The following is a 16,125-nucleotide window of genomic DNA, read 5'->3' as shown; positions in this document are numbered from 1 at the left end:
GGCTTGTTTCCCCTTAATTCTCGGCAATCGCCGCAGTGGCCATACCATCGCTTGAGATCACCCGCTCTGCAAGCAATCGCGCACCCGGTCCGGCGGCGACAAGGGCCGCGGCTTCGGCCAATGAGCCTGTGCCAAATTTATCTTGAATGCGGGCGGATTGGGTCGGCGTGAGCATCTGAGCCATATCCGTCTGCGTCACACCCATGCCCGGAATGCGCATCGCCTGCGCCAACTCGCGAAACACTTTTTCACGGGCCTTTGAAGCCTCGCTTACCAGCGCATCAACTGCACCGCCGTCGGTTGCGCTGATGGCTTTTTGCAATGCGTCCTGCAGGCTTGCCAAATCCGCCGCGCCGCGAAATCCGATGCCAGCAAATCTCATAACGTAACACTCCATTGCACAACGGGGCGTGCCGATGCCCAGCCGCGCATCCGGCCAAGCGGTGCGGCTTGCGCCAGTTCAATGCGCAACAGATCACCGCCCATTTTGGCATGAAGATGTGCCAACAGGCTTTCGGTTTCCAGGGTCACCCCATTGGCCACAAGTCGCGTGCCTTTGGGCAGCAGATCAAACAGATGGTCAAACAACGCCGCGTTCCCGCCCCCGCCGACGAACACGGCGGCTGGGGCCGGATGGTCCTGCACTGCGGTGGCTGCATCGCCCTGAACAACCGACATGCGGTGGCCGATGCCAAAATCCTCGATGTTCTGTGCGATGTTGGCGACACGTGTCGCGTGCTGTTCAAATGCGATTGAACGGCCACCGGCCAGACACCATTCTACCGAGATCGACCCGGACCCGGCACCAATGTCCCAGAGCAATTCGTCGGCGCGTGGGCCAATCGCAGACAAGGTCAGCGCCCGGATGGGTCGTTTGGTGATCTGTCCATCGTGGGCAAAGCTGTCGTCTGGCAACCCAGATGCGCGCGAGAGGCCGACATTGTCGGGCAAGGCGATGGCAACGGCCACCGGTGCTGCAATGTCTGAAAGGTCAAATTCCCCGGCTGTGGATCGACGCACGCGCTGTGCATCGCCGCCCATCCGTTCGCAAATCCAAAGGGTCGCCGCACCTGCGCCCTGTCCGGTCAACCACGCCGCCAATGCCTGCGGTGCATCCCCGTCGCGGACCAGACAGATCATTTGGCCACCCGGTGCCAGCACCCCACGAAGCCGTTCAAAAGGCGTGGCATGCAGGCCGTGGCAGGTCGTATCCTCCAACCGCCAGCCAAGATGGCCCGCGACCCATGCGAACGTGGAGGGTGCCGGGAACACCCGCCATTCGTCTGGCTGCAGATGGGTCGCGAGGCTTGCGCCAGCGCCAAACCAAAATGGATCGCCTGAGGCAAGAACGGCAACGCGCTGACTGCGATGGGCCAGCACCGGCTCAATGGAAAAGGGAATTGGCCACGGCCGACCACGTGCGCCTGCGTCCGCCAATTCCAGATGTCGTGGACCGCCGAAAATTACATCCGCCGCGTCAAGGGCGGCACGGCTTGCAGGCGGCAGGTTTGTCGCGCTATCGTCAGCCATTCCAATGATGCTAAGCCAAGGATCACCCATCATGCGCGTCCTCTTGCTGGGTGGCACAACCGAAGCGGGCCAGATGGCCACAGCTTTGTTTGATGCGGGGATCGATGCGGTTTACTCCTATGCGGGGCGCACCAAATCCCCGGTGCCGCAACCGTTGTCCACCCGTATCGGCGGTTTTGGTGGTGTGGCGGGGTTGATTGAGTATTTGGGCGAAAAGAAAATCACCCATGTCATCGACGCCACCCATCCATTTGCTGCGGGCATGAGCAAGAATGCCTTTGCCGCCTGTCGCGATGCCGGGGTTCCGCTGATCCGATTTGAGCGCGCGCCATGGGCCGCTGGGCCCGGTGACAACTGGACGCTTGTGCCGACAATCAATGAAATTCCCGCGGCCCTGCCGGACCCGCCCGCGCGGGTGTTTCTGGCAATCGGCAAACAACAGATTGGCCTCTTTGCCGCCAAACCACAGCATCACTATGTGCTGCGGCTGGTGGATGCACCGGACGCGGAACTGCCCTTGCCCGATGTCACGGTGTTGCTGGCGCGGGGGCCCTTTACGATCCAAGGGGATGTCGCCTTGATGCAGGAACACGCCATCACGCATGTCGTGGCGAAGAATGCCGGCGGCGTGGGCGCGCGGGCCAAGCTGGATGCCGCCCGTACTCTGGGCCTGCCGGTGATCATGGCAAACCGCCCTATCTTGCCGGGTGACGTCACCGCCGGTGGCGTGGCCGAGGTGATGGCGTGGCTGGGTCATGACGCCGACCGGGGCGTATAAACATACCGCCCGACCCGTCGTGTGGCGGCGTTGCCGACCAGCACAACGGTGCGCATATCTGCCATATCTGGGGTCGCCTCGCCCAGTGTGACCGTGCTGATCCTCTGTTCTGGGGTGCTCACGGCGCGGGCAAAGGTGATCAGACGGTCCAGCCCACATTCCTGTCTCAGGATGTTCAGACATTCGGTGAATTGATGCGGGCGCGATTTGGAACGGGGATTGTAAAACGCCATTGCAAAGTCCGCCCGCGCCGCCAAGCGTAATCGGTGCTCGACCGTTGCCCATGGCTTGAGATTATCACTTAGGTTGATCGCGCAAAAATCATGCCCCAATGGCGCACCGGCAGCAGCAGCAGCCGCAAGCATCGCGGTGATGCCGGGCAACACGCGGATGTCTGTTTCGGCAAACTCGGGGTGGTTTTCCAGCGCCTCAAAAACAGCGGAAGCCATTGCAAATACGCCGGGATCACCGGAGGACACCACAACAACACGTGCCCCTGTCGCGGCCAGTTGCAGCGCATGAAGCGCGCGGTCAATCTCAACCCGGTTGTCGGTTGGATGCAGGTTCAGCCCCTCACGTGGGGCCACACGTGCAACGTAGGGAATGTAACCGATGACATCGGTGGCCTGCATCAAGACCTGAGACACCTCAGGTGTTACCAGATCATCGCGCCCTGGCCCCAGCCCTGCGATGGCGATCCATCCTTTGGTCTGGCCTGTCATTCCGCCGCCTCTGGCCTGCGGCCCTGACCATGCACCAGAACAATCGCGAAATAAGGGCAATCGGCGTCATCGACGTCAATCAGCCTGGCAACCCGTTGTCCCGGCATTGTGCCCTTCTCAACCAACCATGCATCGTCCAGCCGCCCGGTGGTGGCAAGCGCGCGGCGCACGGCAGGCAAGTTGCGCCCGGTCTTCATCACCACAAGCGCATCGGCGCGCGCCATATGGGTGATCAGATCTTCCTCGGGCAAGGTGCCCATCAGCACGGTCATCACATCGTCGCCCCAGGTGAACGGCTGATCAAGCGCATTCCAGCAGCCAACCATGCCGGGGATTGCAGGCAATACTTCAACCTCCGCGCGGCCTTGCAACCGGGTGTGCAGATGCATGAACGAGCCATAGAAAAAAGGGTCGCCTTCGCAGAGCACAACGACCTCGTGATCCTGTGCCAAAGCGCTCAGCCTGTCGGCCCATTCGGCGTAAAAACCGACCATCAGCTGTTTGTATTCATCCGAACTGAAATGCAGCTCGGTGGTAACCGGGTATTCCATCGGGTACTCGACCACATCATCGCGCAGCATGTCTTTGACAATTGTGCGCGCCTGACCTGCGCGGCCTTTCTTGCGGAAATAGGCAAGATGCGTCGCCCCACGGATTACCCGGTCAGATTTCACTGACATCAATTCAGGGTCGCCCGGTCCCAGACCTGCACAGATTACTTTACCCATTGTTCATTCCACCCTGCTGGCAAGCGCGTTCACGGCAGCCACCGTGATGGCCGACCCCCCCAGACGTCCCTGCACGATCATTGCAGGCACTGGCAAGTCCTGCATCAGTGCTTCTTTTGATTCCGCGGCCCCGATAAAGCCAACCGGGCAGCCGATGATCGCGGCTGGGCGCGGGCAGTCAGGGTCTTCGAGCATATTCAACAGATGGAACAGCGCGGTTGGCGCATTGCCAATCGCGACCACGGCACCCGCCAGATGGGGCCGCCATAGCTCAAGCGCCGCCGCAGACCGCGTATTGGCCATCGCCTTGGCCATGTCCGGTACCTCTGGATCCCGCAGGGTACAGATGACCTCGTTCTGCTTTGGCAGCCGTTTACGGGTTATCCCCTCGCTGACCATATAGGCGTCGCACAGAATTGGTGCGCCATCTTCCAATGCTGCGCGTGCGGCGATGGCCATGCCGTCCGAGAACCGTACATGCTCCTCCAACCCCACCATCCCGGCAGCATGGATCATCCGCACGGTCACAATTTCCTCTTCAGGCGTGAAACGGTCCAATGCCGCCTCTGACCTGATGGTGGCGAAAGACTGGCGATAAATCTCTGCGCCGTCGGTGATGTAGGTATGGGGCATCAGATCGCCTTGATTAAAGTGTCGGGGGTGAGTTTGGTTTGTTCAGGGGCATCAGACGCCCTGCCGTTCCGGATCAGATCGTACGCAGTTTCGGTCGCCGTGATCGTTAACGCCGACGCACCGGGGTGCGCGCACCCTTTGGCACAGCCTGAGACATGTAACGTTTGTCCGCACGGCACATGCGGTGCAAGCGCGCGCGCAACGTCGCGTGTGGGTCCAAGGCCTTGGCCACAACCAGGTGCACCGGTACAGGCCACAACGCGCAGCAACGGGTCATTGGCGTCGGTGATGATCCCATCAATCTGTGGCAGTTGCCGCGCGCTTTCGACCAGCAGCATCCGCCATGGCGTCATCCGCAGCCCGCCGTGTTTTGCAAGCGTTGCAAGTGTTTCCGATGTCATTTGTCCAAACGCCAAAGCAATCATGGCACCCAAGGGCGTATGGCCGGGTTTTGGAACATAACTTTGGGTCTGCCGCGGAACCATGAAACCGGGTGGCAAGGCTGCGCCTGCGGTCATCAGCCGACCCATCCGCATGTGATTTTTGCAGGTGACCATAAACCAACGCGCCAGTGCAACAGCCTCATCCACGGCGGTTTCAGACGTCACTGGTTTGCCAGTATCAGCCCCATCCGCAACAAGGATCAGCCCGCCGCCCGCGTCACGTTCCAACCGGATATCCGCAGATGCGGTTTGCAAGACCGGCAGACGCCCCGTGTCGATGGCAAAACCAAATTTGCCGGGCAATGCGGGCGCATCCGGTGCTGCCAAAGCCTGGGTCAACTCAGCGGCGAAAAGCTCCGTGTCGTCCCCGGATTGCCAGAACGGCGTGACAAGAATATTCCGCCGCCCTTCAACGCTGGCGTCCGCGTCCACCAGTGACATGCGGCGCAGCCCTTCGATCAGTGGTCTGTGGCTGTCTTCGCGCACGCCGCGCATCTGAATGTTGCCACGACCCGACAGGTCAAACATGCCATTGCCATGCGCCGCAGCCAACGTGGCAAGGCCATCTGCCTGCGCGCGGCGCAACCTGCCGCCATAGGGGCGCACGCGCACGACCCATCCATCGCCAGACAGCATCGGGCGCAGCGCGCCGGGGCACCAGCCTTTTATCTGAGGTGCGCCACTCATTCTGCCATGTCCATCTGGGCGCTGATCGAATTGCGGCGCGTGATCCACAAACCGGCATCGCGCAGGGCCGTAAAACGATCGCGCATTTCCTGCAGGGACTGTGGGTTTTCCGCCTCCATAAAGGCAACCAGATCGTCGCGGCCCAGCGTTGCATCAAAGTAGAGGTCAATCAGATGCGCCGGCACCTCACGGGTGAGATGCGCAAAAGCAGCAAGGTTATCAAGCGTCGCTGCCACCTCAGCTGCACCTCGGAACCCATGGCGCATCATCCCGCTGGCCCAATCGGGATTGGCGGCGCGCGCGCGCACCACCCGCGCGATTTCTTCTGGCATCGTGCGGGCGCGCGGTGTGCCAACAACGGTGCTGTCCACGTGATAGATCGCTGGCTTCTCCGCGCCCAAATGGGCCATTGCTGCGGCGAAACCACCCTCATGGCTGGCATAATCAGCGGCCAGCAACACATCCGTCTCGGTCAAATCCTGCACATGGGCAAATCCGTCTGCGCCGTGCAAACGCGCCTCTAACGCGGCGCGGTCCTGATGCGCCTCACCTTGGGCATTGATCGCCCATTCGGACCCTTTGAGCCACGCCTCACCCGCCGCATCCCGACCGGCATCAGAATAATCATGCAACGCACTTTCCATGTTCATGCCGTAAAGACCCGGCTTTGGGCCAAAAACGCGGGGTGCCTGCGTCAGATAAGGGTTCATATCGGGCGCTTCTTCTCGCGCTGCAAGGGCGGTGGCTCCGGCCTCGAACAGCTGACTGAGGCCCGGAAACACATCGCGGAACAACCCAGACACCCGCAAGGTCACATCAATGCGCGGGCGGTTCAGCAGGGTAAGCGGCAGGATCTCAAATCCCGAAACACGTTCTGACCCATCGTCCCATTTTGGTGCCAATCCAGCCAGATGCAGCGCCATTGCAACCTCTTCACCGGCTGTGCGCATGGTCGCAGAGCCCCAAAGATCGACAACCAGCCCCTTGGGCCAATCACCCTGATCCTGCAGATGCCGCCGCAACAATTCCTCGGCCAGTTTCACCCCTTGGGCATAGGCCGCACGCGACGGCACACTGCGCGGATCAACGGAATAAAGGTTGCGGCCCGTGGGCAGCACATCTGTGCGCCCGCGATACGGGGAACCCGATGGCCCGGAGGTGACCCGTTTGCCATCAAGTGCAGCAAGCAGTCCTTCGAACTCCCCTTTTCCTGCGCCGTAAACGTGCAGGCCATCGCCATACTGGCTTTCCTTGATGTCACACACAAACCGGTCAATGCGGGTGATCGCCTCGGCGGCACTGGCATCTTCGGTCAGGCCAAGGTCACTTTCCACCCCTGCGGCTTGAGCTTCGGACCGGATCGTTTCAATCAGCCGATCGCGCCGCGCCGGATCAAGCCCATCGGCGGTGGAATATTCATCCAACAGACGTTCAAGCCGCAACAATCCGTCGGGCGTTTCGCTGTCTTTCATCGGGGGCGGCAGGTGACCCAATGTCACCGCCCCAATGCGCCGCTTGGCTTGCGCGGCTTCACCGGGGTCATTGACAATAAAGGGATAAATCACCGGCATACGTCCGGTCAGCGCCTCGGGCCAACAATCATTTGACAGCGCCACCGCTTTGCCCGGCAACCATTCCAACGTGCCATGCGCGCCGATGTGAACAAGGGCATCCATGCCCTGGGCCTGCAGCCACAAATAGAACGCCACATAGGAATGGCGCGGCACACGGGCAAGGTCGTGGTAATCCGTGTCACGCGCCGCAATCGAACCGCGTTCCGGTTGCAGCGCGACCAGCGCATTGCCACAGGTCTGGGCCGGGAAATGGAATGCGCCGCCTGCAAACAACGGGTCTGTTTCCGGTGCGCCCCAAGCTGTCTCCAGATCGGCCCGCAAGGCTTTCGGCAGACGCGCAACCGCTGTTTGATACGCAGACAGCGGCCATTTAACCGTCTGTTGAGTCAGTGTTTTGCCAAATCCGATGCTGGGCTCAGCGCTATACCCGGCACCCGCCAGCGTCAGCAACATATCCTCAACCGACGCCAATGCATCAAGGCCGACAGCATGGGCAATCTGGTCGGCACGTCCGGGATAGGTCGAAAGCACCAGTGCGAGTTTGCGATCTTTGGCGGGCGTCTGGCCCAGCCTGTGCCACCCCAGAACCCGGTCCGCCACCGCAGCGATCCGGTCCTGGTCTGCCCGATGGGCAAAGCGCGAAAATTGCAGATCCGGGTCTTTCTTTTGCGGTGCCTTAAAACTGACAACCCCGGTGAAAATCCGGCCATCTACCTCGGGCAGAACCACATGCATGGCCAGATCCGCAGGCGACAACCCACGCTCTGAATCGGCCCATTCCTTTTGGCGCGCCGTGGAAAGTGCAATCTGAAAGACCGGGCAACCGGGGGCATCAAGTGGCGACGTGCCATCACCGCCACGGCCCGAAAACGCAGTGGCATTGACGATGGCCACCGGATCAATCTGCGCCAAAGCCGCGCCCAGAAATGACCGGGCTCTTTCTGCTTTGAGCGAGGGCACAAAAAGACCAATGGCATTGAACCCGCGATCCCGCAGGGCCTTGATCATCGCGTCAACAGGGCTGGTATCAGCGGCAGTCAGGTAGCTGCGGTAAAACGTGACAGCGATCGCATCGCCTTGGGTGTCGGCGAACGGAACCACACCCAGATCAGGGTCATAAAACCCGCAATCCGGAACGGTTTTCGCGCCGAGAACCGGACCGGCATAAAGCCCGGCAGCCAGCGCCAATTGTGCCAGGGCCGCTTGCGCTGCAACGGCACCGCCTGCATCACACAAATGCGACAGACGGCGCAGGGTTGAAACTGGCAACGTCGAATGTGCATCAAGCGCCGGGTCCTCGCGCCCATCCGCGGGCAGCACCGCCAGGGCAATGCCGTTTCGGCGGGCGAAATCCTGAACCTGCATGATGCCGTAGGGCCAATAGTTTTCGCCCCCAATAAGGCGGATCAAAATGCCCTTGACCCCGGTCAGCGTCGCCTCAACATAATTATCGACAGACGCCGGATGGCGCAGTGCCACCAGATTACACAGACGCAAAGTTGGCAGCTTGCCGTCTGGTCCGCCGCCGCGATGCCAGCCTGCCGCGAATGCGCCAAGGTCGCTGTCGGAAAAGGACAGCACCACCAGATCAGCGGGCGTTTGCCCCGGATCAAACGGGGTGTCCGCATCCTCCAGCCCATGGCTTTCACGGAAGACGACATGCATGGGTCAGGCACCCAGCGTCGCGCGAATTTTGGCGGGATCCACGTGATCATGTTCGCCAATCACCACCAGATGCCCTGCCCGCATGTCACTGCCCCACGGCCGATCAAACTGGTGCCGTACCCGCGCGCCCACGGCCTGAACCAGCAGACGCATAGGTTTGCCTGTCACGGCCACGTATCCCTTGACGCGCAGGATATGCTGTTCTTGTGCCAGCCGTTCGATGGATTTCACCAAGGCTTCAACATCTTCCACCTCGGGCATCGGGATCACCACGGTTTCAAAGTCATCGTGTTCGTGGTCATCGTGTCCGTCATGATGCGAGGGCCGCGCCGCCAGGTCATCTTCAGCCTGCGCATTCAGGCCCAGCACGACATTGGGGTCGATCACGCCTTCGCTCATTTCGAGAATTGGAATTTTGCGCGGGCTTTCCGCCTCAATCACCTTGCGCGCAGCGGCAAGGCCATCCGTGCCAGCCAGATCGGCCTTGGACATCAGAATGATGTCAGCGCAAGAAATCTGATCCTCGAACACTTCGGACAGCGGTGTTTCATGATCAATACTATCATCCGACAAGCGCTGCGCATCCACCGCCGCAACATCAGCGGCAAAAGTGCCTGCCGCCACCGCTTCGGCATCAGCCAGCGCAATCACCCCGTCGACCGTGATCTTGGACCGGATCGCAGGCCAATCAAATGCCTTTAGCAACGGCTTGGGCAGCGCCAGGCCCGACGTTTCGATCAAAATATGATCAGGCCGCGTCGGCATAGCCATCAACGCCTCAATCGTGGGGATGAAATCATCCGCCACAGTGCAACAGATACAGCCATTCGCCAGCTCGACGATGTTCTCTGCCGGGCAATCCTCGTCCGCGCAGGATTTGAGGATATCACCATCGACACCAACGGTGCCAAATTCATTGACCAAAACCGCCAATCGGCGGCCTTTGGAATGGGTCATCAAATGGCGGATCAACGTGGTTTTCCCGGACCCCAAAAAGCCGGTGATCACGGTTACGGGAATTTTGGCAAGATCGGTCATTTGGGCAGCTCCATTGGCGGAATACGGGCAAGGCTTTGTTTGCGGAAAATCACGGGGCGCTCGCGCCATGGCACAAGGCCGTCGGTGGTCGCGGCATAGGCGGCAGCGCCAGCCAGGATATCGCCGGCGTCATCCTTGGTCAGACGGCCATAGACATAGGTCCATTTGCCCGGTTCCGACAATGCCACCGCCGCCCCTTGCGAACAGGCAGACAGGCACTCAACACCGACGATATTGACCCCTTCAGGTGCCGTGGCACCCGTAAGTGCGGCATGCAGCAACGCACCGGGGCGCGGCGCGTCTTCTTCAAGCACTTCGCCGGCGCGACAGGTGGTGCAGACGTGGAGGGTAACGGTCATCGGGTACGTCCTAAAGCAGGGTGCGGATCAAGCCTGCGGCCTATCCTATTGAGGGGTGTCGGGCAAGTTGCGCCCGGCTATTCAACGGTTAGCGTGGTGCTGGCAGAAATCGGTGTGCCATCGACAGCTAGCGGTCGGTGGTCATTACTGTTGAGAGATACTTCAACAGTCACGTCGCCTTTGGGCAAAGCGGCAATATGCATCCACTCGCCATAAAGACGCGACAGTTTTTCACCATTTACATAAACATGTGCATGGCCCTGACCGGGAACCGCGGCAAGGCTGGCACCCTCGGGATGAAATACGAAATTTTCAACAGTGACATGCAGGTTATAACCCGCCATCGGATCGGCCATCAGCATCAGTGATACCTTTGGCGCATCCTCGGATGGCACATCAATCGGTGTGTCATGCGCCGCGCTATGGTCCATGTTTTCATGCGCAGTTGCCACGTCTGTATCAGCATGCGCTGCTGTGTCCGCGTGATCATGGCCGTCAAACGTAATGCCGTTTCCTGCCGCAACGACAAATCCGATACCGCCGCCAAAGATCAGGCCAATCGCGAAAAGCGCAAGACTTCTATCCATTCTCCCGCGCCCCTTCACGTTGCCAGAAATAGCCCGCAAATGAACCGATCAGAACCCAGGCTGCCAGACCAACACCAAAGGCGCGGGCCGCAAAAAGGGCCGCGATCTCTGGCGGGACCGATCCGGCAAAGTAGTCGGGTTCCGGTGCGCCGATCATGTGCGGAGCCGCCAAAAAGATCACGGCGACGCCCCACATCGTCCAACTGTGGCCAAAGGCCAGCAACCACATCGCGATCCCGGCAGCAACCACCGTGCCCCACCACCATATCTGGCGGGCACCGATATCTGCGGCGGCGACACCCGGCACTTCCGGGGCAAGGCTCAGGCCCGGCGCGAAATGAAAGGTCACAAAACCCGCGATGCCCCACAGGATGCCTGTGCGGCCGTCAATCTGCGCGCCGCGTTCTTCGGCAATGCTCATCAAGGCGACCAGAACCAGCGTATAACCGGTATAGGTCAGCATGGTGAAAATCAGGCTCAGCCCATCACGCACGGTATCAAAGCCGGATAATTCTGGATGCGCGCTTGGCGGGGTTGCGCCGAAATGGACCAGCGCACCGCTTTCATAAAGCTCTGCGTGCAGCAACACAGGCTGCACAAACATCAATTGCAAGATGCCCGCAATCAGGCCCGCCGCTGCACCTGCAAACAGCGATGTTATCAGAAACCTCTGAAACATGAATGTATCCTCGATATGATCGTACCGCGCGATCAATCGCGTGTGGCAGGTTGGCCAGATTGACGTCTGCACAAACGCAATGGGTCAGGCATTGTCCATCGACAAGCCCGCCTCAAACACGCACCTAAAAATGATCAGTGGCAGGGAAAGCCTGTCGCATGGCGCACATCATGTGCCGCGTCATGCAGGGCTGCTGCCTGTACATGGCCGGTCAGCGAAATCACGGCAACGCCGATCATCGCAGCAAACAGGGCTGGAAAAAATCGTGCGCGGCTGGCGCTAAGCGTTTTTGTCATCGTGGTCATTGTCGTACTCCTTACCGTCACACCCGACGGCATGTTGCGTTTCATTCTCGCCTGGCAGGTCTCCTGGCTCGCGGGTCGTGGCCTTGGCCCGCCTTCCCTGTCCATATGAACAAGTGGCTATTGGGCCTTGGCTCACCGCTTACAGTCGCGGGGGCGGCTTCGGCTTCGGGTGCTGCATGCAGCGGCCCTTACTGAATTCCCTTTTCGGTCCCACACCAAACGGCGCTTTTCGGAACACCAAGCGCCCCCAATTACGCATTTTGCATCTCCAAACGCAAGGTGGATTTGCGACGCCATACAGACCAGAAGCGCTTCTTTTCTGGTCTCTGAGGCAGTTGTCACTCATATATACGCAATCACGGGCCGCCTCGCTTCGTCCGAATCTCTGAAAATCGAAAGCTCCATGCCGACAAACCGGACCACACTTGCGATCCTTTACTCCTTGCTGGCGCTGGTCCTGTTTGACGCAATGGGGCTGATCATCAAACATCTGTCCGGGAATTATGGCGCGGCCGAACTGTCTGCCTATCGTAACTTGTTTGGGCTTATCCCGGCGGCCATCGCGCTGTGGTGGTCAGCTGACTGGCATGTGCGCGGTCGGCAAATGCGCGTGCGACAATGGCGTCTGGCGCTGAACCGCGGGGCGATCCTGACCTTTGCGCAATACTTCTTTTACCTGTCGCTGGGGCTGCTCAGCTTTGCCACCGCCTCCACGATCACCTATGCCAATGCGCTGTTTATGGTAGCACTTGCCGTGCCTTTGCTGCGTGAACAGGTGGGGGCCGCCCGTTGGGCCGCGGTGCTGATCGGCTTTGTCGGCGTGATCATGATCGTGGGGCCGGGGCGGGACACGTTCACACCTGCCGCCCTGCTGCCGCTGGCCGCAGCGGCCTGTTATGCACTTACCGGGATCACCGCGCGTATGATGGACCATGAGGTGCCGACGGCCCTGATCAATCTATATTCGTCCGGCGTCGCGGTCGTTGGGTCGCTGATCCTCGCAGCATTCACACAAGGCTTTACGCCCCTTCAATCCCCCACCGACCTGCTGTGGATCATCGGCATGGGCGCTTTTGGCGGCTCAGCGGTGTTGCTGCTGATCGCCGCGTACAGGATGACAGAGCAAAGCAACCTCGCCCCGTTCAGCTATTTCGGTATCCCCTTCGCCTTTGTGTTCGGTTGGTTGTTTTACGATGAGGCCCCGTGGAGCGAGCTGTTTCCGGGCGCATTGCTGATCATCCTCGGTGGTCTGGTCATCGTCTGGCGCGAACGCGCACAGCGACGGGGATGAGGAGCGACGGCTTATGATGCGGGTCGCGATGAAGGGCTGTGCGAAAATTATTTTCGCAGAATGCTGCGGTTTGCACCAATGTCGGTGCCTTCCTGTCGAGCGCATCAACGTTTCTGACAATCGCTGCCTTGGCCTTCATGGTAATTTCTCGCTTCCCTTGGCACCTCAAATACCGGTGACCAACGCTGCAACGCCTCCCTTATCCAGCGTTGCACGTCAAACGAACACATTTTTCCAGAAGGTCCTGATTTGGCTCTGCAATGACAAGCAAGCTATGCGCAATCGAAACCCTTCATCGATATCTACCGATGTCATGGCGACGTACAACTACTCAGGTTAAGATGATAATCAGGTCACTTTTGCCGGGCGGGAGCCCGACCAACGGGGACACGATCACATTTACCATCCCCACAGATCACCTGATTTCGATCACCGATACCGACACGAGTCTCCAGCACGGAACCGACGACCGGGGCGACGAGGATTCCAGTCAAACCGTGATCGTCTACGACGAATTCGGCAATCCCGAAGCGTCCGGCCAGGTTCAGCCCCGTGATGAAATCACCCTGACCGACGGCACCAATACCTATCGCATCACCGAAATCTATATCGCGTCCAGCAATTCCTACTACTACATCTTCCATGATCCGGCCCCGGAACTGGGCGTTCCATACACGGTCACAAGTGTCACAAATCCGAATTCGACCAGCTACAGCAGCTTTTCCAACGAGGGTGTCGTCTGCTTTGCGGCGGGAACGTTGATTCTGACGTCGCAAGGTGAGACGCCCGACGAAAATCTGCGCAAGGGCGATCTGGTGACCACGATGGATCACGGACCACGTGCGATCCGATTGGTCATGAGGCGGACGCTCACATTCCCTGCCTCTCCAGAGAAACGCAAACCGATAGAAATCAAGGCCTGTGCTCTGGGGTCAGGCCACCCCAAACGCACTCTAATCGTATCGCCTCAACACCGGATGCTCATTACCGATGGTGTGTTGTCCACGGCCATGGGTCTGACCAAGGCGCTGGTCCCCGCCAAGGGTTTTTTGAATTTACGGAGGGTGCGTCAAAATATGGGGTGCAGCAGGAATTGCAGGAAATTTTTCCGCAATTGTCTGCAGAACCAGAGGATCTGAAATACGACTTGGCGCGCAAATGCGTTGCGGTTGGCACGGCCCAACGGGTTTTTCAACGCTCAAACTTTTCGACAGCGATGCTAACCTGACAGCAGCCTTTGGTGCGACCGCAGCGAAATCCGATCAAGTCCACTTCTCGCTCTTTGTGTTACCTTTTTTACGGTGCCAACGATCAACGACCGCTTCGGGACGGCTGTCGACTATCGCGACGAATGTCCGGTATGCGCCGCGAAAGCCTGCCGCGTTGTCGGATTTGCATGTTGTCGCGCGTCCTTGCAGCATGTCACGAAACTGCGGAGGTAGAAATGATCTATGCAATCACGATTTACGGTGAGGCGGGCGTGTTTGAAGCGCTTCCCAAGGACCGTCAGGATGAAGTCATGTCGGGGCATGGCGCGCTTCAGGCGGCGCTGAAGAAGCGGGGAAAGTTCGTGTCGATGAAACTTATGCCGCCAACGTCAGCGGTGATGGTTGAACCTGCGACGTCAAAGGGCAGCCGTCCGCTTATCACCGACGGCCCGTTTTCCGACACCAAGGAGAATTTTCTGGGCTTTTATGCCGCGGATTTCAAAGACCTTAACGAAGCCTTGGAATACGCAAAAATGATATCGTCACCCATCGCCCGCCTGGAAGTCCGACCGGTGGCTTGGGCCGGAGGTGCAATTTCATCGGAATAGCCAATGTCTGACTGGTTGGAGGCCACCTTTGCGCAAAAGCGCCCAAGGGCCATTGCGGCGCTGACGCGGATTTTCCGCGATATCGACGTCGCTGAGGAGGCCTTTGCCGACGCCTGCCTCAAGGCGCTCACCGTCTGGACACAGGACGGGGCACCGCGTGACCCATTGGCTTGGTTGCTTGCGACGGCCCGGAATGCCGGGCTGGATAGTCTGCGCACATCGCAGCGCCGGGCCGCCATCCTGTCGCGCCACAATGAGGAGTTTCAGCCGGTGCCTGCGGAAATGCCTGACCCCAACGAAATGCGTGACGATGTGCTGCGGCTGCTTTTTATCTGCTGCCATCCGGAACTGGACCGGCGGGATCAGATTGCCCTCGCGCTTCGGATCATCGCTGGCCTTGCCGTGGAAGAGATTGCCCGGGCTTTCCTGATCAAACCCAAGACCATGGAACAACGGATCACCCGTGCCAAAAAGAAGATCGCCAGCAGTGCCATCGCCTTTGGAACCCCAAGCCCGGCAGAACGTGGCGCGCGGCTGGGTGAAGTCTCCTTGATGATCTACCTGATGTTCAACGAAGGGTGGTCAACGTCGGCAGGACCCTCGCAGATGAAACTGACGCTGTGCGAGGAGGCAATCCGCTTGGCCCGACTGCTTGTCGCGCTGTTTCCAGCCATGGGCGAACAGGCCGCCCTCTTGGCGCTGATGTTGTTGCAGCACGCGCGAAGGGAGGCTCGGATCGATCCGGAAGGGAAGCTCGTCGCACTCGATGATCAGGATCGAACGAAGTGGGACCGCAAAGATATCGCCGAGGCAACGGCCCTGCTGCAAAAGGCCCAACGTATCAATCATCACGGTGTTTACATCATCCAGGCCGCAATCGCTGCTGCGCATGCACGTGCGTCGTCGTCAGATGATACAGACTGGGCGCTGATTGAGAGCCATTATGCCGCGCTTAATGCGCTTCAACCGACCCCTGTCATACGCCTCAATCAAATTGCGGTGCAGGCCAAACTCCATGGTCCTGAATTCGCCCTGAAAGCGATGGAACCCTTGGCCGAGGATTTGTCGGAATATCGTTGGTTTCATGCAATGCGCGGCGCGCTTTTGCAGGAGGTAGAGGACCATCAAGGGGCGATTTTGGCATTCCAGTCCGTCCTGACACTTGCACCCACTGCACCTGAACGCGTTGCTGTCAAAGATAAAATCGCAATCAGCAAAAAAGAATTGAAGCGGTTGTAGGGAAGCCCGTCGTTCATCCGTCCTTGAATCAGACCCGCATGTGGCGGGCGC

At 59.5% G+C, this 16,125-nt stretch carries 17 protein-coding genes and 1 riboswitch; of the genes, 5 read left to right on the top strand and 12 right to left on the bottom strand.

All coding sequences use genetic code 11. The annotated features are described in order from the left end of the window. Window positions 1-13: 13 nt before the first annotated feature. Both C1J02_RS01950 and cbiE read right to left on the bottom strand, forming a co-directional pair. Complete coding sequence (locus tag C1J02_RS01950; protein WP_114876902.1) at window positions 14-382, bottom strand: cobalamin biosynthesis protein; 369 nt, start codon at window positions 380-382, stop codon at window positions 14-16. After that, window positions 379-1,560, bottom strand: coding sequence for a precorrin-6y C5,15-methyltransferase (decarboxylating) subunit CbiE (gene cbiE, locus C1J02_RS01945; RefSeq protein ID WP_114876901.1), 1,182 nt, complete (start codon window positions 1,558-1,560; stop codon window positions 379-381). Before cbiE ends, C1J02_RS01950 begins: the two co-directional genes overlap by 4 nt. Between cbiE and C1J02_RS01940 the strand changes: the two genes are divergently transcribed. Beyond that, window positions 1,559-2,308: a cobalt-precorrin-6A reductase gene (locus tag C1J02_RS01940; protein ID WP_114880316.1), complete on the top strand. Its 750-nt coding sequence runs from the start codon at window positions 1,559-1,561 to the stop codon at window positions 2,306-2,308. The genes cbiE and C1J02_RS01940 overlap by 2 nt on opposite strands. Here C1J02_RS01940 and cobJ read toward each other — a convergent pair. The 10 genes from cobJ to C1J02_RS01890 all read right to left on the bottom strand — a co-directional run bounded on the left by cobJ (window position 2,284) and on the right by C1J02_RS01890 (window position 11,728). Further along, window positions 2,284-3,030 (bottom strand): precorrin-3B C(17)-methyltransferase, encoded by a 747-nt coding sequence (cobJ, locus tag C1J02_RS01935; protein ID WP_114876900.1) that lies wholly within the window; start codon window positions 3,028-3,030, stop codon window positions 2,284-2,286. The two genes, C1J02_RS01940 and cobJ, sit on opposite strands and share 25 nt — an antisense overlap. After that, window positions 3,027-3,758 carry a precorrin-2 C(20)-methyltransferase gene (gene cobI, locus C1J02_RS01930; RefSeq protein WP_114876899.1) on the bottom strand — a complete coding sequence of 244 codons (732 nt, stop codon included), beginning with the start codon at window positions 3,756-3,758 and terminating at the stop codon, window positions 3,027-3,029. The genes cobJ and cobI overlap by 4 nt, the downstream gene beginning before the upstream one ends. Window positions 3,759-3,761: 3 nt before the next feature. Then, complete coding sequence (locus C1J02_RS01925; RefSeq protein ID WP_114876898.1) at window positions 3,762-4,391, bottom strand: precorrin-8X methylmutase; 630 nt, start codon at window positions 4,389-4,391, stop codon at window positions 3,762-3,764. Further along, entirely contained in the window at window positions 4,391-5,521 is a 1,131-nt protein-coding gene (gene cobG, locus C1J02_RS01920) for a precorrin-3B synthase (protein WP_114876897.1), read from the bottom strand. The genes C1J02_RS01925 and cobG overlap by 1 nt, the downstream gene beginning before the upstream one ends. Continuing rightward, on the bottom strand, window positions 5,518-8,760 hold the full coding sequence (cobN, locus tag C1J02_RS01915) for a cobaltochelatase subunit CobN (RefSeq protein ID WP_114876896.1): 3,243 nt from the start codon (window positions 8,758-8,760) through the stop codon (window positions 5,518-5,520). Before cobN ends, cobG begins: the two co-directional genes overlap by 4 nt. Before the next feature lie 3 nt (window positions 8,761-8,763). Beyond that, complete coding sequence (cobW, locus tag C1J02_RS01910) at window positions 8,764-9,798, bottom strand: cobalamin biosynthesis protein CobW (RefSeq protein ID WP_114876895.1); 1,035 nt, start codon at window positions 9,796-9,798, stop codon at window positions 8,764-8,766. Further along, window positions 9,795-10,157 (bottom strand): DUF1636 domain-containing protein, encoded by a 363-nt coding sequence (locus C1J02_RS01905; RefSeq protein ID WP_114876894.1) that lies wholly within the window; start codon window positions 10,155-10,157, stop codon window positions 9,795-9,797. The genes cobW and C1J02_RS01905 overlap by 4 nt, the downstream gene beginning before the upstream one ends. A gap of 77 nt (window positions 10,158-10,234) precedes the next feature. Further along, a complete protein-coding gene (locus C1J02_RS01900; RefSeq protein ID WP_114876893.1) occupies window positions 10,235-10,744 on the bottom strand; it encodes a hypothetical protein in 510 nt (169 codons plus the stop codon). Beyond that, window positions 10,737-11,423 (bottom strand): CbtA family protein, encoded by a 687-nt coding sequence (locus tag C1J02_RS01895; protein ID WP_114880315.1) that lies wholly within the window; start codon window positions 11,421-11,423, stop codon window positions 10,737-10,739. The genes C1J02_RS01900 and C1J02_RS01895 overlap by 8 nt, the downstream gene beginning before the upstream one ends. 134 nt (window positions 11,424-11,557) lie before the next feature. Further along, on the bottom strand, window positions 11,558-11,728 hold the full coding sequence (locus C1J02_RS01890) for a CbtB-domain containing protein (protein ID WP_114876892.1): 171 nt from the start codon (window positions 11,726-11,728) through the stop codon (window positions 11,558-11,560). A gap of 35 nt (window positions 11,729-11,763) precedes the next feature. Next, window positions 11,764-11,985, bottom strand: a riboswitch (cobalamin riboswitch). Between the two features lie 146 nt (window positions 11,986-12,131). Here C1J02_RS01890 and C1J02_RS01885 point away from each other — a divergent pair. From C1J02_RS01885 to C1J02_RS01870, 4 genes are all read left to right on the top strand, one after another. Beyond that, complete coding sequence (locus tag C1J02_RS01885; protein WP_114876891.1) at window positions 12,132-13,019, top strand: DMT family transporter; 888 nt, start codon at window positions 12,132-12,134, stop codon at window positions 13,017-13,019. Between the two features lie 341 nt (window positions 13,020-13,360). Next, complete coding sequence (locus C1J02_RS01880) at window positions 13,361-14,158, top strand: Hint domain-containing protein (RefSeq protein ID WP_162798209.1); 798 nt, start codon at window positions 13,361-13,363, stop codon at window positions 14,156-14,158. Window positions 14,159-14,463: 305 nt separating this feature from the next. Further along, window positions 14,464-14,835, top strand: coding sequence for a YciI family protein (locus C1J02_RS01875; RefSeq protein WP_162798208.1), 372 nt, complete (start codon window positions 14,464-14,466; stop codon window positions 14,833-14,835). A 3-nt stretch (window positions 14,836-14,838) separates the two neighbouring features. Further along, window positions 14,839-16,074: an RNA polymerase sigma factor gene (locus tag C1J02_RS01870; RefSeq protein WP_114876888.1), complete on the top strand. Its 1,236-nt coding sequence runs from the start codon at window positions 14,839-14,841 to the stop codon at window positions 16,072-16,074. Window positions 16,075-16,125: the final 51 nt, after the last annotated feature.

Source organism: Sulfitobacter sp. SK011, assembly GCF_003352065.1.
Classification (GTDB): Bacteria; Pseudomonadota; Alphaproteobacteria; order Rhodobacterales; family Rhodobacteraceae; genus Sulfitobacter.
Note: the sequence above shows the minus strand (reverse complement) of the source record. Positions and strands in the feature narration are given on the sequence as shown.